This is a genomic window from Shewanella sp. SP1S2-4, assembly GCF_031932075.1.
Lineage (GTDB): Bacteria > Pseudomonadota > Gammaproteobacteria > Enterobacterales > Shewanellaceae > Shewanella > Shewanella baltica.
Window position 1 is genome coordinate 255,918 of record NZ_JAUOET010000001.1, and the last position, 24,632, is coordinate 280,549.

Consider the following 24,632-nt stretch of genomic DNA (forward strand, 5'->3'; position numbering starts at 1 on the left):
ATGCCACTAGCAAAAAATGCCTAGCTGCCACTTTGGTTTGAGCTAAATACTTTAGTGCAGACAAAAGGTGATTATTAGTCAAGCTATACTGTTTAACTCAAGTTAAGTCTTAATCAACATTTAAGCCTTAATAAACATGTAAGCCATAATAGGCCTAGTTAATCCAAGACAAACTGAGATAAATGTAATTAAGCCAAACTAGGCAAAAATTGGCTCATGTTATTTTTGGATTACTAAAGTCACCTGGGCGACTGTGATGCCAAACTTAATAATATCGCTCTGATTTATAATGGTATTGTCATTCACTAAGAACATCCAATCGTCGAAATGAACTTGGTATTCATCGCCATCCACGGGTAATAACATATCGTATTTCCAACGTAGCGCACTACCACTGGATTGACCATCGGCGGTGCCGATAATATCGCCTGCAGTTCCCGAGTATCGCCCTTCCCCTAGCGCTTTAATGCGCCACACACGAGTTTGAGTTTCGCCATCATCATAAACAAACCATTCATTGATGACGCCCTCGTTTCCCTGCCAACTGGCTTCCATAGTGACATTGAATTTACGGATCACTTTGCCACTAAAATCATGCACTATTCCAGACGCTTTTAATGGCCCATTAAAGAATGATTCCAACACCAGTGTAGGATGAGTATCTTTATAATCCGTCACTTCCACCGATGAGCAACTCGATAGCAGCCCTATCATTATTAGGCCTAACAATAACTTTCGACCGATAAGTCGTGTTAACAATCGCATGGTTTTTCTCCGAGTAATTGCGCCCGCAAACTCGGACGGCTAGTGTCTTTCGATAACCAAATCGCTAAAAATGCCTCAGCAAAATTAGCATCGTGGATAATGTCGAGTGGTTGATGGTTAAAGAAAAACTGACTCGTTTGCCCATCCATAACCTTAAAACTTAAATGGTCGCCCTGCTTCACATCGGGCCAAGTCGCGGTTAATAAACTCAACCAACGCTGGATATCATTTTCGGCAAACGCTAGATGCTGCCATTGATCCTTGGTCGCTTCTAACAGATCTTCAGACTCTATATCTCGATAATATTCAATATCTAGCAGCAGAGGATATTGCCCCTGTTGATAACGGCCATTTACCGTCATCAGTCTCGCCTTATACAAACTAAACCACAGCCAATCCATTTCTCCGCGCCCTACTTCCTGAAAAGTCTGCGTCACATCGGCGGCATCATTCAGCTCGATAGTAATGTTTTCAAAATCTGGCGTTTTCGCCTCTAATGCTTTTAGAGGTGCGGTCAATAAACTGAGCGCCAATAAACTTAAGCAGCTTGAATTCAAAAATGAAAAACCAAGATTTGAGCTGCGATTACGAACTGACGACATAGGATCCCCTTTGACTGCATGATGTCTTACAACACGTATTGACTAAAAAATGACTTAACCGGACTCAATTCCTAGATTTCGATAATTAACGTCCAAACACAGTAAAAGAGCGAGCCTTAGTGCTTCGATTAAATCCATAGGGATTAGCAAGTTGGATTAAAAATGGCAGCAAGACTAGCCAAACAAAAAATAACACCACAGCAGAAATGACATTGCCGTAGGGCAAAGTCACCGCATTAAACTGCGCGCCCGCGACATAGCTTAACGTGCCAAATATTCCTCCGAGTAACGCCTGAAATATCAGCGGTAAGGGTCGCATAAACGCTAAGCTATGATTTAAACTCAAGCCAAAGTGCAGCCATAAACAGCCAAGCCACCAAGGGAAGGCTGCAAACTCGAACAGGCCTAAAACCGACAGCACAGTGTCAATGCCGATCCCTAGGGCGGCAACCTTGAGCATTAATCGCAAATCCACTTGACGATATTGGCCCTTACCCGATGAGGACAACAGGATAAAGTGAAGCAATAATAAAGGTATAGTTAGCAGCAGTGACAAGTTAAGCCAAAGCACACTAGACCACCACACAGCCTGAAAACTCAGGGCGTTATAGAGAATAAAACCCTGATGTTTAGGCAGATGCCGAGAGTTAGCTAACATTGACTTCATCTTTACCTCACTTTTATCTTGCTACAACTACAGCGACAATTTCATTTAAACGGATGCACCTAAACGAACTACTCTCAACGGCTAATCTAACCGGATTGCCGCAGGAACAGCCTAGCTAGGCTGACCATTGCCTAGAACGCGATAGTCCGGACGTACGGCAACTAAATGCACTGTGCTTGTGGTGCGTTCTAAAAATCCACCTTCACAATAACTTAGGTAGAATTTCCACATGCGGATAAAGTCTTCGCCATAACCTAAGGTTTGGATTTCACCCACAGCATGATCGAAATTCTCATGCCAATGCCTCAGCGTTTTAGCGTAATCGAGCCCCATATCATTGAGCGACCAGACCACCATATCCGTCTGTTTGGCAATATGACCGACCATTTGACTGACAGAAGGTAAACAGCCACCGGGGAAAATATAGCGCTGAATAAAATCCACACTTTTGCGATAGCTGTCGTAACGTTGATCGGCAATCGTTATCGCCTGAAGCAGCATACGCCCATGGGGCTTTAACAGTGATTCCAGCTTTTTAAAGAAACCCGGTAAATATTCATGCCCTACCGCTTCAATCATTTCAATAGAAACAACCCTGTCGTATTCCCCCGTCAGATTGCGATAATCCTCGGTCAGCAGAGTCACTTTATCGCTCAGGCCTTCGCTTTCAACGCGCGCTTTGGCATAGGCGAATTGCGCATCTGAAATCGTCGTCGTCGTCACATGTACGCCATAGTGCTTGGCCGCATAGATAGCCAGCGCGCCCCAGCCAGTACCAATTTCAAGCAAGGTTTGACCGGGCTGTAAATCGAGTCGTTCGCAGATAGTCATCAGCTTAAACAGCTGGGCTTCCTGCAAACTGGCTTCCTCATGGGGATAAAGCGCACTCGAGTACAACATTTCACGGTCAAGGAACTGCTCGTACATGGCATTACCCAAATCGTAGTGGGCCAGAATGTTGCGCTTCGAGCCCTCCTGCGAGTTACGATTCAGCATATGCTTCACGCGGTTTATCGTGCCGGTTAACCATGAAAACTTGGCTTCAATCCTATCGAGCAGGGCTAAATTGCGGGCAAACAGTTGCACGACTTTGGTGAGATCTGGGCTCGTCCAATGGCCTTGAATATAACCTTCTCCCGCACCAATAGAGCCTGAAAGCATTATTTGGCGATAAAAACTGGGGTGTTTAACCACAAGCGTGGCATGTAAATCGGTTTGACTCTCACCAAAACGATAACTCTTATCGCCCTCAACTAAGGTCAAGCAACCATGGGGCAGGCTTTCCAGCGCCTTAAGCAAGACTTTACGCGCAATACTGTCGGGCAGTTTCCCTGTAGCAACTGAGGTTTGCGAAGCAGTATTTTCCATGTTATTTCTCCATCTGAGCTGGATGCGGCACAAAAGGCACACGTTTGAAAAAGAGTTTCAGCGCTTGCCAATAAATCCCGAAGAAAATCTTGAGAGTCATAAAAGGAAAGCGAAATAAAAGCGTCCGTAAATTGGCCGCCGTGATTGGTTGGCGTTTCATCATTAGATTGGCATTAAACAGTTTTTTACCATTCTCTTGCATCGACTTGTTTTCAATACCAATATTTAAGTCTTCACTCGGCGCAGCCACATGCCAGAGATAACGCATATCGAGGGTCATAAAGGGTGAAACGTGAAACACTTTGTCAGAAGGTTTGGGCGCGGCTACATCCACTAAATAGCAATGGCGTTGATCCCAAGGCGTGTTACTCACCTCGGCCAACATGTATAAAGGCGTTTTATCTTGATAACAAAAGTAGAAATTTACTGGGCTGAAATACACGCCAAAATGACGGATCTGACCCACAAACAGAACTCGGTCGCAAAGCTTATCAGCACCTAACTCGGCCACTTGCGCCAGCACTCGACTCTTAAGTGCCGCGGCGCTCGGATCGGCAACAGCCACTTCACCGCTATTATTGGATTTAGTCGTAAAAGAAGTTAAATAGTCTCTCGGATTAAATCTCAGTAAAGCGCGGCGCTGACTGGCAAAAATTCGCCCCATTGCACTGATCTTATCGACTTCATCTAAGTCAATCGCCAGCAGCGCCATTGCATAACTAAAGTTATGTTTAATCGGCGTAAAACGGCTGTGAGATACAGTGCCGTAATAAATGCCGCTATTGAGCTCTGTCATATTTAAGCTTGTCACATTTACATCGGTCATAGGCTGACACCAAAATGGGCGCACACATCCAGTGCACTGCGAACACCATCTTCATGGAAACCATTGTGCCAATAAGCTCCAGCAAAATGGGTATGATTTTGCCCGGAGATTTCCTCACGGCGGCCCTGCGCCTTAAGGCTGGCTTCGTTAAACACTGGGTGGGCATAATTGAAGCGGCGTATCACTTTCGCCTCATCAATCAACTCTGACTGATTCAAAGTGACACAAAACGTCGGCGCATTGGCTGGTAACTGTTGCAGTATGTTCATGTTGTAAGTTACTGACGCTGGGCGTTTTAGATTGCCATCTAACCTATAGTTCCAACTCGCCCAGGCCGCTTTTCGCTTAGGCAGGATACGCGTATCCATGTGCAGCACCACATCGTTATTCTGGTAGCTGAGATCGCCTAAAATGGCGCGTTCTGTTGGCGTGGGATCGTTTAACATCCGCAGTGCTTGGTCGCTATGACAGGCTAAAATCACCTCATCAAACTCCAACCATTCACCGTTAACCTCTAGCTTCACCCCATTGCCATGACGTTCAATACCTGTCACGGGGGAGTTAAGGCGAATATTGTCTTTAAAGGGCGCAATAAGATCAGGAATATAACTACGTGAACCGCCCTTTAGCACATACCACTGAGGCCTATCACTGACATTTAATAAACCGTGGTGCTGGAAGAAACGAATAAAAAACTTCAACGAAAACGCACGCATATCTTCTATGCTCGAAGACCAAATTGCCGCGCCCATGGGTAAAATATAATGCTCGGCAAAAAAGCGCGAAAAATTTTCACTGTCTAAATAATCACCTAAGTTGCCTTCAGGGTAAATATCCTGTTGATAGAGTGCCTTACACCCTTTATTAAAACGCAGAATTTCTTTTAAAAAGGCCCAAAAGCGCGGATTCAGCAGGTTACGCTTTTGGGCAAACAAACTCCCTAAATTGTGGCCGTTATATTCAAGCCCTGTCAGCGCATTATGGACGCTGAAACTCATCTCAGTCGGTAATATGGTCACGTTAAGGCGAGCCAATAAACGCTCAAATCGTGGATAGGTTCTGTCATTAAACACGATAAAACCTGTGTCTATAGCGTAGGTTTGGCCTTGGTGCTCCACATCGACTGTCGCCGTGTGGCCGCCGATATAGTCATTGGCCTCAAACACTGTGACCTTGTGCGACTCGCTTAATAGATGGCCGCAGGTTAATCCAGAAATGCCGGTGCCGACGATGGCGATATTTTTCATAAACTCTTGTCCTTAAGCGGCTTGGCTTGAGTATCGTTTGCAATCATTTTTTGCCACACAAAGGCAGGTAAAAACGACATCAATTTCAATAGATAAGTAAAGCGTCGCGGAAAATGGATCTCGCGCTTGCCACCTTTCAGCCCATTACGTATCGCCTTAGAAGCGGTTTGTACACTCACTTGCATTGGCATAGAAAAATCATTTTTTGCGGTCAGTGGCGTCGCCACAAAACCAGGGCAAATCAAGCTCACACCTATGTCATTCTTAGCAAGATCAAGCGAGAGACTCGAGGCGAGATACTGCACGCCAGCTTTAGAGGCGCCGTAGGCTTCAGCGCGAGGGAAAGGTAAATAAATAGCGCTGGAACTCATTAAGCCAATACGTGAACCCCTTGGCATTAAAGGTAAAAATGCGCTGAGACAATATCCCATCGCAATTAAATTGGTATGGACGACGCGCTCGAATAACACATCATCGAAGGCCTTAGCATCGTCTATGTACTCACAACTACCCGCGTTCAAAACCACCAAATCAAGCTGACAATCGGCTTTCGCCAACAGCTCGGCTAAATCTTGGCCAGCTTGTTGAACTTGGTCGCGCTGGGATATATCAAAAATTAACAGTGTGGCACCGACGAGTTCATTCAAGGCTAACGCATCTAATCTTTCTTGGGAGCGGCCACAGGCAATGACGTGCCAACCTAAGGCTAAATAATCCTGCGCCAGTTGCAGCCCAATGCCTGAACTTGCACCTGTAATAAGCACGGTATTAATTTTCAATGGCTTAACAACGTCCATTACTTAGCCGCCCTGTCTTTAAGCAAGCGGATAAGCCCGCCCATGCAAGGCAAATGCTCGTACAACATTTGCCCTAAGTCGAAGTAATCCCTGTGAAAATAAATCTTGTCGTTGAATTTAAGTTGGCTCATGCCATCAACACGGATAAGTCCGCCTTTATTCAACTTAGGGTGGCTATATTCCATCTGCCAAAACAGCGCGGCTTGATTCGCATCCTGCTGTACTTCTTTGATCTCAAACTGAATATGCTTAACATTCTTATATAACTTCGCGAAGTACTGAGTTAACGACTCTAGCCCTTTGATTTGATGCATAGGATCGGTAAAGCTAATACTGTCGTCGTAAACTTGTCCCAACAGGTGCAAGTTATCTTTATTCAAGGCTTGATAAAGCTGAATAAAATCATCAACAAGCGTATTAGTCTCAGTCGTCGCTTGGTTTGTCATCTGGTTATTGCTCCTGATCCTATTTATTGGGCCGCGGCCTTTTTCAATACGCCTAGTACGGTTAACGCCCTTGCTCTTGCTGCACTATGCTCGACAATCGCACTCGGATAAGCCGTTTTAGTGTTAAATAACGGCTGTTCAAACAAGGACGGTGTCTGCGCTGTACTGGGTTGATGTAATTGCTTAATTCCCCAAGATGCGAGCTCTGGTAAGTACTTACGGATAAAGCTGCCATCTGGATCAAACTTTTCACTCTGGCTCATAGGATTAAAAATGCGGAAATAAGGCTGGGCATCGCAGCCACATCCTGCGGACCACTGCCATCCGCCATTATTCGCGGCCAAGTCACCATCGATGAGCTTTTGACGGAAATAACGCTCGCCCCAACGCCAATCAATCAGTAGATGTTTCGTCAGGAAACTCGCGACCACCATACGCAAACGGTTATGCATCCAACCCGTTTGATTGAGCTGGCGCATTGCCGCATCGACAATCGGATAGCCAGTACGACCTTCACACCAAGCGGCAAACTCCTGCGGATTATTGCGCCACTGCACATGGTCGGCTTGTCGATTGAAATTATGATTCTTAGATAAGTCAGGAAACGCCACCAGCAAATGACGATAGAATTCACGCCAGATCAACTCATTTAACCAAGTACGGGCTGGACTAGTATCGTCGACAATCACCTCGGGGAAGTCATGCAGCAACGCGGAAACGCATTGTCTTGGGCTAATGACGCCAATGGCCAGATAAGGTGAAATTGAACTGGTGCCATCGATGGCAGGGAAATCCCTATCTTGCTTATAATCCTGCACTTTCTGCTGAATAAATGCCGAGAGCAAACGCTTTGCCTGCCCTTCTCCCGCAGCCCAAAGTTCACTCGATACTTTAGTGACATTGTTAAACAAATGCGGCTTTGGCTCGGTCAACACAGGTCCAAGCGGCGCTGGAACTGGAAGCGGCAAAATGGCATGGCGAGCGGCAATTTCTCGCCACTTACGGCTAAAAGGAGTGAAAACCTTATACATGTCGCCTGACAAGTTCAGCACTGTGCCCGGCTTAAGCAAACAATGCTCTTCGGTTAGCACCAGAGGAATACCCACCTGAATACAGGCTTGGTCACGCTGTTGCTCGTTAATCTCAGGCTCACTGCCGGCAAACACGCGGCTAATACCTTGCTGCTGGCAGTAATCACTGATAAACGCTGGCACATCGGCAAAGGTATCTAACTGAATTAATTCGAATATAATCCCCAAACTCGCCAGCCCTTGGGCAAGCAAATTGATGTGACGTTCGATAAAATCTAACTGAATGGGCGCCACATCATGGCGTTGCCACTGAGTTGGCGTAGCGATATAAATAGCCTTAAGTGCCACGCCATTCTCCCGCGCCCAATCACAGGCTGCACTTAGCGCCTGATTATCGGCAAGGCGTAAATCTTGGCGAAACCACATCAGTGCATTATTGCCCTGCACTTCTATTCGCATTGAATCTACTGGCATTGAATCGTTAACTGATGTCATTGTTTTCTCCACTATTGCCCTGCTCGCTTTGACTCACGCCAATACTTTTCCCTTTGCCTTTGTGACTTCTGTTGACCTTCCCCACAGAGCGAGACGGCATTTGTCCAATAAAGTCAGTCATCGAAGGCGCCCAGAAAGCCGATAAGGAAATCAACGTCGGCGCAAAGGGACCAACAAATCGACATGGGAAACTCATTTGTGCCAATACAGTGAGCATTTCAGTCTGCTCAGACCCCGAATGATTTGGATCAGGGATCAGCAAAAGCGCATCGACGTTAAGCCTGCCCTGCAGTAGCGGTAAACAGCCAATAGTCTGCTCACCAAGGTCGATAACCGATACTCGAAGCGACGCTAACTCGAGCGATAGCAGCAAAGAAAACAGACTTTTAGTACGGGCAGAATTAGGCGGCGTGGCCGCGCCGCGGGATAACTGCACCACAGCCATTCGCGCCGCAACGGCCTGTCCGGTAAAGGCATAACGCCCGCCTACTCGGCTGAGTAATTCGCTTTTTAACCAAGCGAGAATTAACTCGGCATCGAGCCGCTCATCCACTAAGTCTTCGAGTTGATTAAGCCAAGGTTGCAGTAACTTTTCTTTCAGTAATTGAAACGGATATAAGCCAAATGCATCGTCTAATATCTGCTGCAATTTATGCTGATTGAAGTCGAACAATGCTGCATTCAGCGCAATAATTTGCTCGCCCCACAGATCGACAACTTGGGATTCAATCATTTCACTTGATAATTTGGCGGCACTCATCAGCAAAGGTTTAACCTTGCTGATCGCAACACCTTTAGCTAACCATGTATTAATCTCGTGGATTTCTTGGATATTTTTACTCGTATATAATCTGTGTCCCTTGGGCGTGCGCGCAGGGATCACTAAACCAAAACGGCGCTGCCATGCCCTTAAGGTCACGGCATTCACGCCGGTTAAGGCCGACACTTCACCAATGGGGAGTAACACGCCATCATTGGGCTCATCGTTGGTTATGGACTGGGTATCTTGTTTCATATATCAGTAATAACTCACTAAATTCAAAGCTAAAAACTACTCAGTACGGCAAAAAAATACTAATAAGCATAGCGCAGCTTCAACGCCTCTGGATGGGGATTCAAATACACTTGCTCTTCTATGTAAGGCGTTGGGAATTCCCGCAGATAATGGTTGATAAGCGTGATAGGCACTAACAGAGGCAATAAACCTTCGCGATATTTCATAATCGCTTCAGACAGTTCTGTCTTTTGCTCTTTGCTCAAATGCTTTTTAAAGTAGCCCTGAATATGCTGCAGCGTACTGGTATGATTTTTACGGGTCGCATTAATTTTGAGGGCCGTCATAAAGCCTTCAAAGTAGCGGGTTGCGCTTTGTTCAAGATCCTCAATATTGGCCACTATCGGCCCAAGCTCGCGATACCATGTAGGGCTATGCGCCATTAACAGATATTTATAGCGGGAATGAAACTTCACTAACTTATGCTTAGTCAGCCCTTCATGCTTCATCAGATGCCAATCGTGATAGGCATAAACGCGGGTGAAAAAGTTCTCCCGCAGCACCATGTCATGCAAGCGGCCTTCTTCTTCCACGGGCAATAGTGGATATCGTTCCATCAACTTGCGGGCGAACACACCAATCCCCGACTTAGAGCCATTGTTAGTGCCAATTTTGTACTCTGTCACCCGCTCCATGCCGCAGGTTGGCGACTTAGCGCAAAGCAAGTATCCGCCGAGGAACTCGAGCTCTTCAACCTTGTTTTCGCTGTATTCATTGAGCTTATCGGTCACATCTAAGCTACCGTCACCGCTCTGCACTAAGATGATTTCACCATCACGGACTAGACGGATACTTTTACGGGGTGCACCTAGGCCAATCGCCATTTCAGGACAGATAGGCACATAATCGAAAAATTGCTTAATCTCTTGATTACAATAGGTAGAATTTTTATGTCCGCCATCAAAACGAACCTTCTCCCCTAATAAGCAAGCACTGATCCCAATCTGAATTCGCTGCGGGTTAAACTTGTACATAAGTCGACTCCTTGTATCACTATGTCTTTAATTACGGACCATAGCTGTACAAGGATCAAGTTTTTGTATAAATATTTTTTAAAAGCCTTGTTCAAGCGTGACTTCTGATAAATCAATCACGAATGAACCATACATAAACCCCACATAAGTCTGAGTTGGCCTCTAACTTGCTTAATAAAATACCGAGCATCATTAGATTGAGTTGAACGCCCAGTAGCACCATTTAACCGCACAGCATTAAAGCCAAAGGTGACCAAGGGACTCAATCGCAACCACTTGGCCATACCAAAAGGAATCGGACATGAGCACAATCAACCCCAACAGCTATACCAATCCCTATGCTAATTTGGCACTCACGCAACTCAAATCGAACCAGAGTAGCCAAGCCAATGATCCCACTTCGATGGCGGCATCGAGTCCCGCAGCAAGCCAAGATACTGTAACCCTCTCCTCTTCTGCGCCTGTAGCGACAGCCGATACCTATAGCCATCTCGCACCTAACGCCAAACAAGGCTATACGGGTAATGTGCAAGCCATTGCTGGCCCCCCTGAGTCAGATAAAAGCACCGAAAAATTGGCTGCAGCCATGCAGACGATCCTCGATAAGCGTACAGGTATCGATAGGGAAAAACTGAAGCAGCTAGAAGCTGAAATGGAAAAAATTGCCAACGATGAAAGCCTGTCTGATGAAGAAAAAGCCAAGCAACTAGAGTTACTGCAAGCGCAAAAAATGGATCTGATAAAGGAGTCTTCAGAGAAAAATGAACAGAGGCAGCGCAGAGTCGATCCCGAGGTGTATTACAGCTAATAAAGCAATGGTATACCAAGACGTGAAGCGGATTGAGGTGTACTGAGTATTGAGCGCAGTGTAGGTGTGGAAGATAAACTGATGACGTGAAGATTAGTTTATTCGTTAAAGATCAGCCTAAGCATTTGAACCTAGGCTGATCTTTAATATTTTTTGGCTCACTCTTTTGCTAAAAACTGGCTAAGAGAAAGTGGCTAAAACGAGCTGCTAAAATGCGTTACCAGCAACTGTTCTAAGACGCTTAAGCTTGTTTCTCTATCTTGTTAATACTGCCCTTGTAACCCGTTTCATCAACGGCCTTGAGCAAATTATCGAGATTAAAATCCTCTGGCACAGTCACTATTGCTTGCTCAGTTTTCAACGAAGCCTTGGCCTTAATCACCCCATCGGTTTTACGCAGGGCTTTATTCACGACAGTGACACACAGCGGACAAGTCATGCCCTTAACATCTAAGGTAACCAGCACGTTTGCCGCCCAGCTCGACGCTGAACACAAGCTCAAGGCGAGAAATAACACTAACTTCATTCGAACACCTCTAATAACCAAGGTAATACAAAAGGATATAACTGAAATGCCAGCACGACAGGCACAGTTAACCAGTACAGCCACACCATCTGAGTACGACTCAACGTCGCAGTACACAGTGGTTTTTTAGCAAAATAGAGCCGCCAAAATCCTATCAGGATAAGCCCAGTCGACAGTATCAACATGGGCACTTGCAGCCAGCTCAGTTGCTCAATCCCCGACAGGCTCGCGGCCGACACCCCGAACACCAGATAAATAAGCGGGGCAATACAGCATAGGCTTGAAGCAACCGCAGCAATCACTGCGGCGGCCATCGTCGCTAAGAGTCCCTTAGCGTTGTTCGGTTGACTGGTAGTCATAGGCAAACACTTTTGGTTCATAATAATTCACAGGATCGCCATCGACTTCCGCATACGGATAGCCAAAGTTATTCAGTGGTGTCTGCTCGGCTTCAGGGAATAAATCAAAGTCGCGACCATAGTTAAAGCCAACCCAGTTCATTTCCCAGTTACCAAAGAGGTAATCATTCACCGCCTGAACCGCAGGATCGCTGTGTTCTTTTTTCTCTGTTAAGCGCATTTTAGTCACATCGGCAGGATCGGCGGGCAACCAACCATAACCCGCTAAATAGAACATAGCGCGGCAATGTTGACCGCCACTGACATCGGCAGCCCCTTTGTCATCGGCGCTCCCAAAGGCCTTTTTAGAGTAATGACCCATCTTGATCGCCTGACCTAAGCGAATACCAAACATTTCACGGGCAGGGATACCCACAGCGCGCATTAACGCCACAAATACCGAGTTAATGTCGGTACACTTACCGCCTAACTTGCCACTTTCTAAAATGCTGGCCACATCACCTGTACCACAGCCAATCACACTATTGTCGCGGAACATATTGGCGCTAACCCAAAGGTATATCAGTCGCGCTTGTTTCAGTGGTTCAGTTTCGCTACCCACAATTTTATCCGCCGTTTGCTTCACAATACCGTTAATTGGCATATGTTTAGTCGGCAGTAAATAACGTTCTACATCTGCAGGATAGTGGATCTGTGTTGGTGTGCGATAGTGAGTCAAAGCGCCGCTTTTAAGCGGTTCCCAATCTAAGGTTTCAATGTCTAACTCAACGGTCATTGTCATGCTGTCTTTAGCATCTGGCCAAGTCGCAAACAGCGTTTTAGCGCCATAGCTGTTGTTTGAGCTGATATAGGCATCTTTAAAACTGCCGGTGAAACTCAGCTTACTGACCCGTTGGAATTGCGTGTCTTCAGGCAAAGGGATCCACAACTTAACCACGCCCACAGAGCCTTCAGGAGCAACAAGATGGTAAGTGTTGGTTAAGATAAAACGGCGACGTCCATCGCTTGAGCTATGTTCAACGACACTCGATTTAGAGGAAGATGCCAGTACCGGCGTGATAAAACCCGCAGTCGACAAAATAGCCGCACTTTTTAAAAAATTGCGTCTTTGCATTATGACATTCCTTTTATTGGATCATGTTAGAAAGAAGAGAACTCAACATCACAGAGCAAGATTATAGGTTCTATGGCCCTATGCAGCAATCAAACCCAATTGAGGCTGCTCACCATACAGTACAAAGACCGTAAATCGGAGAAAAAGACGCAGTAAAATATGCCGCAGCGCTACATACTCGTGAAAATGGGATAAATGTCGACTTTTCTTAGAAGAGCAATTTTAGAAGACTAAGACGATGAAAAATTAAGAGGATTATATAAACTGAACAAATTTAAGCCGACTAAAACAAGTATCACTCGTATTTCATTTATAATCACACCGCAAAAATATCAACATTAGTCGAAGTTAATATTTATGAGGGAGATAATTCCTAGTTATTTATAGTGCAAACGTGCAGAGTTCTCATTTAATAAAATGAGTTATTCTCTTGGCCGAACTATTATTTACAAAAAATGAAACTGAATTCGAATTTTCTAGCTAAAATTCGAATTTAATAGCTAAAAATTATACGCTTAAATCTGCAATTTAAGTGTGTACTAAAATTGCGGCCTCTAAACTTGTTGCCTCTAGAATGGGCACATCTAGCGCTTTCAACTCCATAATCACAACATAAATTTCAAGCCCATCGTCCGAAATGGGACTTAGACCACCGTGTTGCAAAAATGTTCCATAAAAGTTTGCGTATGTTCACACCTGTTCTAGGCTTAAAAACGAATATACTTCACTTTAAAGGGCTTTTTTATGAAACATAAGTTTTCATTAGGTCTTTGCTCACTCTTGCTCAGCACCACCGCGTATGCAGAAGTGAACATTTCAGGTTTTGCCTCAGTTGTCGCGGGTCAAGTTCTCGAAGGTTCTGGCGTTGCTGAGTTTGATTTAGGTCCCACCTTTCTCGCAGACTATCCACTCGTTGGTGCCTACGATGAAGATATTAGCTTTAAACCGGATACCTTATTTGGTATCCAATTTTCTGCTGATTTACTCGAAGGTTTAACTGCCACTGCACAGGTCGTTTCACGCGGTGCCGATGATTTTTCGGCAAGTTTTGAATGGGCTTATTTATCCTACGAGATCAATGATCATTGGACTGTACAAGGCGGTAAAAAACGCTTACCTCTCTACTATTACAGTGATTTCTTTGATGTTGGATATGCCTATCCTTGGATACGTCCACCCGCAGATAACTACACATGGCAAATATTTAACTACACAGGTGTCAGCGCGCTATATAATTATTTAATTGGCGACTGGACCATGTCAGGGCAAGTTTATTACGGTAGCGAAGATAGTGAACCCAATAAACTGTTATCTGACTTTTTCTTCCTCGAAAATACCCGAGAAGTGTGGAAGGACATAGGCGGTATTGTTGTCCAATTCAATAAAGATTGGTTAGATATTCGCCTTACACATATGCAATACACTAATGAACGTTATATTGGTGGAATTCAGCAGGAATGGAATGGCAGCACCCAACGTTCAGGCAAGTTTTATGGACTATCAGTTAACGTAGATTATGAGAACTTCCTTTTTTTATCTGAGCTGAACCGCTTAGATCTCGATGGGAGTAATCTAGATACTTACTTACTCACTTTCGGCTACCGTATCGATTCAGTGATGCCATACATTTCCTATTCGGACTTCAATGAAGGTAAAAATCTCGAAGTGCACCATACGAGTTCAGTAGGAATACGTTGGGATTTCCACCCCTCGGCAGCCTTTAAAATTCAATATGATGATGTTAAAGATGATGGCGGCCCAGGCTTGAAAATCGCAGGGGATTCGAAATCCATCAGTCTTGGTATTGATTTAGTATTTTAGGAGAGAGATATGAAAAAATTAGTTTGCTCAATCCTACTCAGTTTACTCTCAATGCCATTATTTGCTGGCGTAGTTGTCATAGTAAATCCCAGTAATGCGGATGCAATAGATCAAAAATCAATTGAGAATATTTTTTTAGGAAAAACAAAGACCTTCCCCGGAGGAGCCCAAGCAGTACCGGTCAATCTTGACAGCGCTATGCCCTTAAGGGAGACATTTGACACTAAAGTATTGGGCAAGTCATCCAGCCAACTTAAGTCATATTGGTCACAGAAAGTGTTTACAGGCAAAGGAACGCCACCCAAGGAGGTCAGTAGTGGGGCGGAGATGATAAAATTAGTTGCATCTAACCCTAATATTATTGGCTATATTGATAGTAGTGAGGCCAATGATTCGGTAAAAGTTATTGCCGAGTTTTAGATTGGAGTGCCGGGCTTTAGCTCGGCACAACTTGGGGGCAAGGGATGAATTTCTTTAATAACATTTCTATTTTTAAAAAAGTTATCGCGATATTTATTTTAGCAGTCATAATTTTCGCTTTAAACTTAAGCATTAGTGTTATCTCCATAAATAAAAATCGCACCACTCTTAACTATATGGAGCAGCAAGTTTACCAAAGGGTTGAACTCGCCAATCAAAACGTGTTTTTTATCCAACGACTCGATGAGCTTTATACTCAATCCGTTTCTTTTGCCGACGAAGACCTGTTAACCAATGCAGGTACTATGTACGAATCTTTACGCAAAAACCTCCAACAGTTAGACAACGTCGATCCCTCACAAGCCAATCAACTCAACAATCTATCGGCTAAATTAACCCGTTATAACGACATGACAATTAAGCTGGCTAAAGGCATGCTGGCAGGTACGATTGATATGGCAAATATTGGCCAAATCAGCCAAGAAAAATCCCAAGCCTATGAAGCAGTGCTCAATGAAATACAAAACTACAAACAAGAAAAAGTACTCGAATTTAAACAATCAATAAAAGAAGCAGGCGACAGATCGGAGCAAAGTTTATGGCTTACCCTCTCCATCGGTATCGCTTTGCTGATCGTGATGTTTATTGTCACTATCGCCATTGCACGCGCCATTAGCTCTTCTGCCCGTAATGTTGCCCAGTCATTGAGTGAACTCGCCGATGGTAAGGGTGATCTTAGCCATAAACTTAACGTGTCTGGTAGTGATGAACTCGGCCAAGTGTCGAGTAACTTCAATCGATTCCTTGGGTTACTCGGTGATTCGATTCGCAGGGTGGTGAATGTTACCGATCCCTTGCTTGCAAGCTCGCACTTACTCAAACAACGTATGGAAGATGCAACGCATGCAACTCAGAAACAAAGCCATGATGCCAGTGCTGTGCAAGTCTCAATGGAAGATATGCGCCACTCTGTCATCGAAATTTCACAAAATGCGCGCCAAGCCGCCAGTGCTGCCCAGATAGCCGAAAAAGAAGCCATGCAAGGTATGACTGTCGTCCAGCGGACTATTGATATTTCACAGGAATTAAATACGGGGATTCAGGCCGCTTCTAACTCGATTAATGAACTTGCCAGAGACACTGAAAATGTCACCTCTATCTTAAATGTGATTACCTCGATTGCTGAGCAAACTAACCTGTTGGCACTGAACGCTGCCATCGAAGCTGCCCGCGCGGGTGAGCAAGGACGGGGCTTTGCCGTGGTAGCGGATGAAGTCCGTGCCCTCGCCTCTAAAACCGCAGATGCAACCACAGAAATTCGTCATGTACTGCAAAACCTTAAAACGGCGGCCATTTCTTCGGTCAATACCATGAATGTGGCCATGTCGAAATCTTCAGAAAATGAAAACAATGCCCAAAACACAGGCAGTGCATTAAAATCGATTCAGCAGCAGATTGTCAGTATCAATAGCATGAACACCCACATTGCCTCGGCAACGGAAGAGCAAGCCTCAGTCGCTTCCCAAGTGGTCGATAATGTCGTCAATATGAACGCTTCATTCGAACAGACATTGCAAATTCTGTCGCAGGTTCGCAATGTCTCCGAAGGGCTAGTTGATTTTGCCGATGAACTGAAAAACGCCACCTCACAATTCAAACTTTGAGGACGACTTATGATGATTACTTGGGATCATGGCTTGTCATGATTGCTTGAAATGATGGCTTGATATAATTGTCTAAGGTCGTTTTCCCCGCAAAAAACCGGTATTGAGTAACTCAATACCGGTTTTTATGCATCAAAGCTTAACTTCCCCCATTTTAACCCTGCTAACTAAACGCCAAGAAAGGTGATACACACAGTAATAAACCCGTGATGATAATGATATACAGCGACATGCCCTTGTACTTATGCAGTGCGGGGACTTGATACACTAAATAAGCGGGAATTAAACAACCCACTAAACCAAAGATTGGACTGCAAATTGACGTAAAACTTAGCACTGGCGCATTCAATACAATCGCGCCCCACGACAGTAGAATCGTGAAAATCATGATGCCGTAACCGACAAGCTTTTTGTTGATGCGATCTTCAGGCATAAACCGACGCAGCATATTCATGGTTAGCCCTTGGCAAGCTTCTCTGAAACCAAGATACACGCCAAAGTAAGCCGTCATGACGGCAAAAATGTTCAGTGTCAGACTCAGTAATTTCAGCGTTTGCCCCTGCATACCTTGGGCGACCATGGCCAAGGCCGAGATATTTTCTTCCGATGCGCGCACCGCTTGTTCGTGACCCATAGCGAGCGTGAATGATACGGCATAAAAGAACACCACGACAAACAAGACACCAAAGGCAATATTCATCGCGCGCATCGCTTTAAAGCGCGCCACGGCTAAAGATTTTTCCCGTGAACGGTATGAAATCACCATAGGGCTTAAGCTTTGAATAAACAGAATCGATGTCAGCGTAAAAGGCAGCATAACGACCGCATCTTTTAACCAATCACCCGTTGCAGGGATAGCGCCAATATTATTGATATCCCACTTATCCACCATCAATAACCCTAACACAGCCACAACACCCAGCTTAGTCAGCACCATAAAAGTGGAGATCTTAAACAGTAGATTTTCACCGCGGGAGGCTAAGGCAACTAAGCCGCAGATTAAGGCTAAACCATAAAAAGGATTTTCTGACAATAACGCTTTGGTGACCCCAAAACTTTGCAAAAATGAAGCACTGTCGTTTGTAATGGCCGTTGAATAAACGAACACCCAAATGACCAGCATGATGAAGTACAAGCCGCCCAACAGCATGCCCCAGTTTTTACCTAAGTAACCCGAAATCACACTCGGGTAATCCTTACACTCAGGCGATTCGGCTAAGGTATTGATAAACAACCGTTGAAACATATACATGGCAGGATAGCCAATAATGCCAGACAGTAAAAACACCCATAACCCCATTAAACCGACCTGCACAGGCAAAAACACGATCCCCGCGCCAATCGCCATTCCAATACTCATGATAATCCAGCCCCAATCCGTACTATCGAAGCGGGTATCTGCTTTCCACTGTGCAGCAGTAATTGTTGCATCCATTATTTCACCTTTACCTTGTTGCTATTATTTTATGCAAATATATTTGAACAAAACAAACTCAGCAATCAATATACTCAACTTTTGTTGAACAAAGAGTTAAAGCTCACAACTTGACTGAAAACGAGATAAATAGCGCACAAACCGCAGTGACAAATGAAATTCATTAAAAAATAATTGCAATAAAACATAAAAATACAAATAATGTTGCACATGCGCCGACCTAGGCATTCAATTTTATTTGCAAGTTGGAGAGACAATGAAAACTATTATTCATGCAGAACGTGCTCCCGCGGCCATTGGCCCTTATTCACACGGTACGAGCTATGGCAATCTCATCTTCACCTCTGGCCAACTGCCCGTTTGTAAAAAGAAAGGCGGCGTGGTTGACGGTGGGATCACCGCACAATCGATTCAATCGCTAGATAATCTCAAATACGTGCTTGAAGCGGGCGGTGGCAGCTTAGACACGGTTCTCAAAACCACTTGTTATCTTGCTGAGATCAGTGACTTTGCCGCCTTTAACGAAGTGTATAAAACCTATTTTAAAACCGACTGCCCTGCACGTAGCTGTTTTGCGGTGAAGGATCTTCCACTGGGCGTTAAAGTGGAAGTTGAAGCCATAGCACACGTTAACATTTAAGCATTAACATAAGGTTGTAAGCTGATGAAACCCCAATGGCAGCAGTATATTCGCATCATCAAACAAGTCGTTAAGCCCGCATTAGGCTGCACTGAGCCCATCGCCGCTGCTTACGCCGCCGCCGTCGCCCGCGCCTTACTGGGTGTTGAACCCGATTCAATTGCGGTACAAGTGTCTGACAATCTTTATAAAAACTCTATGGGCGTATTTGTACCTGGCACAGGCAAAATCGGTCTGGCAATTGCTGCTGCTGCAGGCGCCATTGCTGGCAATCCTGATGCGGGCTTAGAAGTATTAGCCGTAATCACGCCGGAGCAAGTCGCCAAAGCACAGGCATTGATTGATGCGGGTAAAGTCACAGTTGAGCGCACTGAAACGGCAGAGTTTATCTATTGCTGTGTCATCGCGAAAAAAGGCGACCGCGAAGCCCTAGTGAAAATCTGCGGCGGCCATACACTGATCGCCGAAAAGCGCCTCAACGGCGAATCCGTCTTCAGTGTCGATAGCACGCAAGCTAAAGCCACGGGGTCTATCTGTGAAGGCGTGGACATCACTATCGAATCCATTTATCGCTTCGCCCAAGAAGTCCCCTTCGAAGAGATCAAATTCATCCTCGAAGCCTCTGAGCTAAACGGCAAATTATCCGATGAAGGCATGGCGAATCCCTATGGACTCGAAGTCGGTCGCACCATGAAAAGTGGCATAGCCGCTGGCATTATTGGTGAAGATTTACTCAATAAAATCGTGATGTTAACGGCTGCCGCCTCCGATGCGCGCATGGGCGGTGCGAACTTGCCCGCCATGAGTAATCTTGGCAGTGGCAACCAAGGCATAGCCGCGACTATTCCCGTGGTATTAACGGCGCAATGCTATAAGGTTTCGGAAGAACAGCTCGCCCGCGCCTTGATAATGAGCCATCTAGGGGCGATTTATATCAAGTCCCATTACCCACCCCTGTCGGCATTTTGTGGTAATACAGTCACCAGCGCAGCCGCTTCTATGGCTATGGTGTATTTGGCGGGAGGTTCGTTCGAACAATCCTGTTTCGCGATTCAAAACGTGATCAGCGACAGCTCGGGCATGGTGTGTGATGGCGCGAAAGCCTCCTGCGCCATGAAGGTCAGCACGTCCTCCAGTGCGGCCGTACGCTCATTTTTGATGGCGCTCAGTAGTCACAATGTCTCCGGCCAAGGTATTATTGCTACCGATGTTGAAAAAACCATTAAAAACATTGGCAAAATGATCCTCAATGGCATGTCATCCACAGATGTCACTATTATCGATATTATGTCGGCATAATGATTTTAACCCGCTGAATAATAGCGGGTTAATAACTAAAGGTTGAAATTGTGAAACTGCAAGATTTAACGCAAAGTGATCTGGATATTCTGAAATCGGTCGAAAATATCGTCGATGGCATCGCTGCCATGTATGGCCAACACACAGAAGTGGTATTGCACAGCCTAGATGCGAAACATCCGTCTGTGGTCAAAATTGCCAATGGCCATGTTACAGGCCGTGAAGTCGGTGCGCCGATAACCAACCTTGCCTTGCTTAAACTCAAGACAGGTCAGGATATTTCTAACTCTTACCTAACGAAATGCGCCAATGGTAAGACGCTAAGATCGATCACGACTGTGATCCGTAACAGTAAAAATCAGCCCATAGGTTTGCTGTGCATTAACAGCGACATGGATGCACCACTGCAATCTGTGCTGCGCACTATGATGCCAGAGCAACTCCTTGGCAGCGAACTGACCAGCTCGCCCGAGGTGTTTGCCCGCAATATCGATGAAGCGCTGCATAGCACGATTGACAGTATCAACCATGAAGTGCGCTCAAACTCTGGGATTTCCCCTTCACAGAAGAACCGCGAAATCGTTAATCAATTGCATGAGTTAGGGATTTTCGAACTCAAGGACAGCGCCCAAGTAGCAGCAACTCGCTTGGGGATTTCAGTGCATTCGATTTATCGCTATCTGCGAGAAATCAAAGCCAATCAAGCTTAATTGCGTGCATGATTGAATCAACGGGCTGAAATGAAATATTCCAGCCTCGTTTTAATATGACATATCAGCATCAGCTTCACCGCCACTCCCTAACAGATCCCACGTCAAAACTTTACCATCAGAAGTGAGCGCTATCATGTTTGATATGTTGCCACGCACCTCAATGACATCGGTTAGATCAATATCTTGTTTTTTAGCATGCCAACTCAGCCCGCCAAATTGCCAAACAGAAAGGCTCCCATCACGTCGCTTAGCGGTAAATCCCATAACACTTGGGATAAGCTCGATAACCTCAGAGACACCAAGCTTAGGTCCCGCGCTATCCTCTACTACAGTGCCATCCGCTTTCAACGCAGCATAACTCTGATTTAACGTAACCACTTGAACTACATCTGTAATCTCTTGCATCATAGGTTCACCACTTAAATCCTCTGCTCCTTGCCAACCTATTGATGTGCCATCCTCTCGCAGCGCAACAAACCCCGTATCTATCGCATATAGTGCGCGTACATGTTGCAACTTGTTTTGCACGGCCGAAGCATTACCGCCATGGCGTTTATGACCCCAAACTACAACATCGCCATTCGCTTTTAACACAGCATAAGCGCCATCATTAGCTACAATATCAATGACTTTTTCTTGGCTATTAGCAGGTGAGTTCGCTAAGGCTAACGGAAAAAGTACACGACTCTCTGGCAAAAAACCTTCACCCCACGCATAGACTCTTCCATCGGCCATTAATGCAGTAAAACCAAATTCTGAATGAACAACTTTGGTAACTGCCGTAAACTCAATGAGTCTAGCCAGTTGTCTTTGGCTTTCTTGACCATCATTGACGCTCCCCCAAGACATTAGCTCCCCGTTTTGAGTCACGGCAGTAAAGGCACTTGGCGCCGCATAAACAGCTTTAATATTCTTAAGTTTTGCGGCAAGGTGTTGACTATTACCACCGTGATAGGCCGAACCCCAGGTCACCACAGTGCCATCCTGTAGTAACGCAGCAAATGCTGCATCATTGATACTCACACTCTGCACATTCTTCAACGCTGGCGCTGAATAAATTCCGTGATTTAATTCATCCAAAGACCCATCCACGATAGACCAACTGATGACGCTGCCATCTCGTTTTATGGCGGCAAACAGATCATCACGCATTACAAAATCTGCCACTTGCGTGAATTTATCTTTAAGTAATGCTGGTGCATCCCCCATATCCCAAATCACCAGTCGATGGTCTTGGGTTAATGCCGCAAAACCACACCCATTTGTCGAAGCAAAAATGCTTTTTACATTGACTAATTCAGCCGCCACGGCGCTATGGTCGCCGCCGCACTGACGATCGCCCCATGTCACCACGCTGCCATCCTGCCGAAGTGCCGCAAAAGCACCTTTATTACTGTAGATATGCCGGACATTCTTGAGGGAGTTGTCAGTTGTGAGATTGGTATTATCGGCTGGAGCATATTGGCCATACTGAGATGCCTTGCCCTTGGGCCCATACTGCTGCAAGGTGTTTTCCATCTGCGTGCGTTGCTCTGGGGAGAGCCCGACATCTTGCTTATTGATACTATTGGTAATCACATGGGTTAACGCGAAGAAAGCGAGCGCGGCGCCCGCCCATGAAACGGTATTCTTATTCACAAAACATCCTTATCGTAACGACAAACTCATACTGAATTTATACAGGTGCCTTCAACCAAAGCCACACCTCTGCAAAGGCTAAGTATTGTACAAAAAAACCATGAAAATTAAATATCTGTTGCCTTTGGGGCGAAAACAACAAAGCAGCGAAGGCTCGCTGCTTTGATAGGGGAAACGTTATATCAAGGGTATTAAATAAAGGATTAATCTCTTTTGCCCACTTTCTCTAACCCCCATACCAGTGCAATCGCCGCCAGCATACACACAATCGCAAAGGCGAGTTGCGAAGGTTGGCCGGTCACTTGTTCAAAATTAAGCGGCGAAATATTCTGTTCCAATAACGGCACTTGCTCACCATGGGAGTTGGTCCGCCAAGTTAAAGTTTCTTTCCATGGCCAAATTTTACCTAAGGTGCCTAACATTAATCCGGTTAGAAACACGATAGTGGCATCGTGGTGCTTACGCAACAATGCCGACAATAAATGGCTGAACGTCAGTAATCCCATCACAGCGCCAACGGCGAAACAGGCCAAAATATCCAGCTGAATATTTTTAGCCGCAGCTAAAACCACGGGATATAAGCCTAACAATAATAAGATAAAACTGCCTGAAATCCCCGGTAACACCATAGCACAAATCGCAATCGCGCCGCCGAAGAAGATATTCATATAACTGGCTTCTACCGCGACCGGATTTAACACAGTTATCGCCCATGCTGCCAGCACACCTAAGGCAAATAAACCTAAACGTGCCACAGTGAAACCATTCACTTGCTTAAGCATATGCACGACAGAGATAATAATAAGCCCAAAAAAGAACGACCAAATCGGGATCGGGTGCGTCACCAGTAACCAAGAGATTAACTTAGCAAAGGTAAAAATACTGGTTAGGATCCCCGCCAGCAGACTCACTAAAAAGCCACCATTAATATGGGCAAATGCCCCTTTTATGCCCTGCGACTTGATTACGCCCCAAAGGGAAGGATTGATACGTTTTACACTGTCGAGCAAGGTATCGAGAATACCGGTAATAAACGCTATGGTGCCGCCTGAAACGCCTGGCACCACATCGGCAGCGCCCATGGCCATTCCCTTAAAATACGTCAGCAAATATTTCACTGTGAGTCCTTGTAGTTAAATCAATATGCCATTGCCGTTAAACGACAAATTGGCCGCAATTATACGGTGTTACACTAAAAACCGCGAAATGAAGTTTGCTTAATTATGCCGACTGGTATTTGTTGTTATCCTAATGTTACACTCATCCGACCAGAGCGGTCCAAACCCAACTTGGAACAGGCTCAAGATAACAATCCCCCTTTGCATCATTATTAAGGATGACCATGAGCCAGACAGACTCTTCTAGCACTGCAGAACAAAAACCAAATAAAGTGCTCGCGCTCTACCACAAGACTCGCCGTTATCCCTTCGGCCAAAAACTGTTTTCAATCATGGTTTCACGCATGGCACCCTATTTCGGCACCATCAAACCACTGATCACTGAATTACGCCTTAATCATTGCGCCTGTTTAATTAAAAAACGCCATGCCGTTCATAATCATATAAAAACTGTGCATGTGATTGCGATTTGTAACGGCCTAGAAATGGCGATGGGCGTGATGGCCGAAGCCTCAATTCCAAAGCATTTACGTTGGATCCCTAAGGGCATGAGTTTGGATTATACCGCTAAAGCCGGCAGCGATATTTTGTGTATCGCCGAAGTGACGCCAGAGCAATGGACTCCGGGCGATATGTTGGTTCCCGTTACCGCCTACGACACCCAAGGTGTAGTTGTGGTTAAGGGCCATATCAAGCTGTGGATTTCAGAAAAACCGCAGAAATAAGCGTTTTGCATCGAGCGCTGCGGCTTAATGTCAGCAGCTAAAAAGGGAGCTAAGCTCCCATTTTAGCCTTCAGCCGTATT

The 24,632-nt window shown here is 45.4% G+C and carries 25 protein-coding genes; 8 read left to right on the forward strand and 17 right to left on the reverse strand.

Annotated elements, in window-relative coordinates:
* Positions 1 to 219: 219 nt before the first annotated feature.
* The 11 genes from Q4Q52_RS01140 to Q4Q52_RS01190 form a co-directional block, all read right to left on the reverse strand.
* Positions 220 to 765, reverse strand: coding sequence for a DUF3833 domain-containing protein (locus Q4Q52_RS01140; RefSeq protein ID WP_011847380.1), 546 nt, complete (start codon positions 763 to 765; stop codon positions 220 to 222).
* Positions 753 to 1,367: a chalcone isomerase family protein gene (locus Q4Q52_RS01145; RefSeq protein WP_012587154.1), complete on the reverse strand. Its 615-nt coding sequence runs from the start codon at positions 1,365 to 1,367 to the stop codon at positions 753 to 755. Before Q4Q52_RS01145 ends, Q4Q52_RS01140 begins: the two co-directional genes overlap by 13 nt.
* A gap of 85 nt (positions 1,368 to 1,452) precedes the next feature.
* Entirely contained in the window at positions 1,453 to 2,034 is a 582-nt protein-coding gene (locus Q4Q52_RS01150) for a DUF2878 domain-containing protein (protein ID WP_311989634.1), read from the reverse strand.
* A 111-nt stretch (positions 2,035 to 2,145) separates the two neighbouring features.
* Entirely contained in the window at positions 2,146 to 3,402 is a 1,257-nt protein-coding gene (locus Q4Q52_RS01155) for a cyclopropane-fatty-acyl-phospholipid synthase family protein (RefSeq protein ID WP_311989635.1), read from the reverse strand.
* Between the two features lies 1 nt (position 3,403).
* A complete protein-coding gene (locus Q4Q52_RS01160) occupies positions 3,404 to 4,228 on the reverse strand; it encodes a DUF1365 domain-containing protein (RefSeq protein WP_311989636.1) in 825 nt (274 codons plus the stop codon).
* On the reverse strand, positions 4,225 to 5,475 hold the full coding sequence (locus Q4Q52_RS01165; RefSeq protein WP_011847385.1) for an NAD(P)/FAD-dependent oxidoreductase: 1,251 nt from the start codon (positions 5,473 to 5,475) through the stop codon (positions 4,225 to 4,227). The genes Q4Q52_RS01160 and Q4Q52_RS01165 overlap by 4 nt, the downstream gene beginning before the upstream one ends.
* On the reverse strand, positions 5,472 to 6,272 hold the full coding sequence (locus Q4Q52_RS01170) for an SDR family NAD(P)-dependent oxidoreductase (protein WP_311989637.1): 801 nt from the start codon (positions 6,270 to 6,272) through the stop codon (positions 5,472 to 5,474). The genes Q4Q52_RS01165 and Q4Q52_RS01170 overlap by 4 nt, the downstream gene beginning before the upstream one ends.
* The gene (locus Q4Q52_RS01175; protein ID WP_226058991.1) at positions 6,272 to 6,718 is read right to left on the reverse strand and encodes a nuclear transport factor 2 family protein; all 447 of its coding nucleotides are present in this window, start codon (positions 6,716 to 6,718) and stop codon (positions 6,272 to 6,274) included. The genes Q4Q52_RS01170 and Q4Q52_RS01175 overlap by 1 nt, the downstream gene beginning before the upstream one ends.
* A 23-nt stretch (positions 6,719 to 6,741) precedes the next feature.
* Positions 6,742 to 8,244: a deoxyribodipyrimidine photo-lyase gene (gene phrB, locus Q4Q52_RS01180; protein ID WP_311989638.1), complete on the reverse strand. Its 1,503-nt coding sequence runs from the start codon at positions 8,242 to 8,244 to the stop codon at positions 6,742 to 6,744.
* Entirely contained in the window at positions 8,231 to 9,259 is a 1,029-nt protein-coding gene (locus Q4Q52_RS01185) for a MerR family transcriptional regulator (protein WP_311989639.1), read from the reverse strand. The genes phrB and Q4Q52_RS01185 overlap by 14 nt, the downstream gene beginning before the upstream one ends.
* 59 nt (positions 9,260 to 9,318) lie before the next feature.
* The gene (locus tag Q4Q52_RS01190; RefSeq protein ID WP_311989640.1) at positions 9,319 to 10,272 is read right to left on the reverse strand and encodes a DUF523 and DUF1722 domain-containing protein; all 954 of its coding nucleotides are present in this window, start codon (positions 10,270 to 10,272) and stop codon (positions 9,319 to 9,321) included.
* A 301-nt stretch (positions 10,273 to 10,573) separates the two neighbouring features.
* Here Q4Q52_RS01190 and Q4Q52_RS01195 point away from each other — a divergent pair, with 301 nt between their 5' ends.
* Positions 10,574 to 11,080, forward strand: a complete 507-nt coding sequence (locus Q4Q52_RS01195; RefSeq protein WP_259585115.1) for a hypothetical protein — start codon at positions 10,574 to 10,576, stop codon at positions 11,078 to 11,080.
* A gap of 241 nt (positions 11,081 to 11,321) precedes the next feature.
* On the opposite strand, the gene Q4Q52_RS01200 is transcribed toward Q4Q52_RS01195, so the two are convergent.
* From Q4Q52_RS01200 to Q4Q52_RS01210, 3 genes are read right to left on the reverse strand one after another with little or no spacing between them, the layout of a single operon-like run.
* Complete coding sequence (locus Q4Q52_RS01200; RefSeq protein ID WP_006085729.1) at positions 11,322 to 11,606, reverse strand: heavy-metal-associated domain-containing protein; 285 nt, start codon at positions 11,604 to 11,606, stop codon at positions 11,322 to 11,324.
* Positions 11,603 to 11,920, reverse strand: coding sequence for a hypothetical protein (locus Q4Q52_RS01205; protein ID WP_126493515.1), 318 nt, complete (start codon positions 11,918 to 11,920; stop codon positions 11,603 to 11,605). Before Q4Q52_RS01205 ends, Q4Q52_RS01200 begins: the two co-directional genes overlap by 4 nt.
* Before the next feature lie 16 nt (positions 11,921 to 11,936).
* The gene (locus Q4Q52_RS01210) at positions 11,937 to 13,079 is read right to left on the reverse strand and encodes a transglutaminase domain-containing protein (protein WP_311989641.1); all 1,143 of its coding nucleotides are present in this window, start codon (positions 13,077 to 13,079) and stop codon (positions 11,937 to 11,939) included.
* Positions 13,080 to 13,823: 744 nt separating this feature from the next.
* On the opposite strand from Q4Q52_RS01210, the gene Q4Q52_RS01215 reads away from it, so the two are divergent.
* Genes Q4Q52_RS01215 through Q4Q52_RS01225 form a run of 3 tightly spaced genes read left to right on the forward strand, consistent with a single transcriptional unit; the run spans position 13,824 to position 16,984 of the window.
* On the forward strand, positions 13,824 to 14,900 hold the full coding sequence (locus Q4Q52_RS01215; protein WP_006085732.1) for a hypothetical protein: 1,077 nt from the start codon (positions 13,824 to 13,826) through the stop codon (positions 14,898 to 14,900).
* 9 nt (positions 14,901 to 14,909) lie between these two features.
* The gene (locus Q4Q52_RS01220) at positions 14,910 to 15,320 is read left to right on the forward strand and encodes a phosphate ABC transporter substrate-binding protein (protein ID WP_006085733.1); all 411 of its coding nucleotides are present in this window, start codon (positions 14,910 to 14,912) and stop codon (positions 15,318 to 15,320) included.
* 44 nt (positions 15,321 to 15,364) lie between these two features.
* Positions 15,365 to 16,984: a methyl-accepting chemotaxis protein gene (locus Q4Q52_RS01225; protein ID WP_012197411.1), complete on the forward strand. Its 1,620-nt coding sequence runs from the start codon at positions 15,365 to 15,367 to the stop codon at positions 16,982 to 16,984.
* 163 nt (positions 16,985 to 17,147) lie between these two features.
* Here Q4Q52_RS01225 and Q4Q52_RS01230 read toward each other — a convergent pair whose 3' ends face one another.
* On the reverse strand, positions 17,148 to 18,419 hold the full coding sequence (locus tag Q4Q52_RS01230; protein ID WP_106649901.1) for an amino acid permease: 1,272 nt from the start codon (positions 18,417 to 18,419) through the stop codon (positions 17,148 to 17,150).
* Positions 18,420 to 18,675: 256 nt separating this feature from the next.
* Between Q4Q52_RS01230 and Q4Q52_RS01235 the strand changes: the two genes are divergently transcribed.
* The 3 genes from Q4Q52_RS01235 to Q4Q52_RS01245 are packed head-to-tail and all read left to right on the forward strand — an operon-like array spanning position 18,676 to position 21,068.
* Positions 18,676 to 19,059, forward strand: a complete 384-nt coding sequence (locus Q4Q52_RS01235) for a RidA family protein (RefSeq protein ID WP_300476987.1) — start codon at positions 18,676 to 18,678, stop codon at positions 19,057 to 19,059.
* 24 nt (positions 19,060 to 19,083) lie between these two features.
* Positions 19,084 to 20,358 carry a serine dehydratase subunit alpha family protein gene (locus Q4Q52_RS01240; protein WP_300476990.1) on the forward strand — a complete coding sequence of 425 codons (1,275 nt, stop codon included), beginning with the start codon at positions 19,084 to 19,086 and terminating at the stop codon, positions 20,356 to 20,358.
* 50 nt (positions 20,359 to 20,408) lie between these two features.
* Positions 20,409 to 21,068, forward strand: a complete 660-nt coding sequence (locus Q4Q52_RS01245; protein WP_106649898.1) for a transcriptional regulator — start codon at positions 20,409 to 20,411, stop codon at positions 21,066 to 21,068.
* 51 nt (positions 21,069 to 21,119) lie between these two features.
* Here the strand turns inward: Q4Q52_RS01245 and Q4Q52_RS01250 are convergent, their stop codons facing one another.
* Positions 21,120 to 22,709 carry a hypothetical protein gene (locus Q4Q52_RS01250; protein ID WP_311989642.1) on the reverse strand — a complete coding sequence of 530 codons (1,590 nt, stop codon included), beginning with the start codon at positions 22,707 to 22,709 and terminating at the stop codon, positions 21,120 to 21,122.
* Between the two features lie 203 nt (positions 22,710 to 22,912).
* Positions 22,913 to 23,827, reverse strand: coding sequence for a DUF368 domain-containing protein (locus tag Q4Q52_RS01255; RefSeq protein WP_311889359.1), 915 nt, complete (start codon positions 23,825 to 23,827; stop codon positions 22,913 to 22,915).
* Positions 23,828 to 24,051: 224 nt separating this feature from the next.
* Between Q4Q52_RS01255 and Q4Q52_RS01260 the strand changes: the two genes are divergently transcribed.
* Positions 24,052 to 24,552 carry a hotdog fold domain-containing protein gene (locus Q4Q52_RS01260; RefSeq protein ID WP_006085741.1) on the forward strand — a complete coding sequence of 167 codons (501 nt, stop codon included), beginning with the start codon at positions 24,052 to 24,054 and terminating at the stop codon, positions 24,550 to 24,552.
* The last annotated feature ends 80 nt before the right edge of the window (positions 24,553 to 24,632 follow it).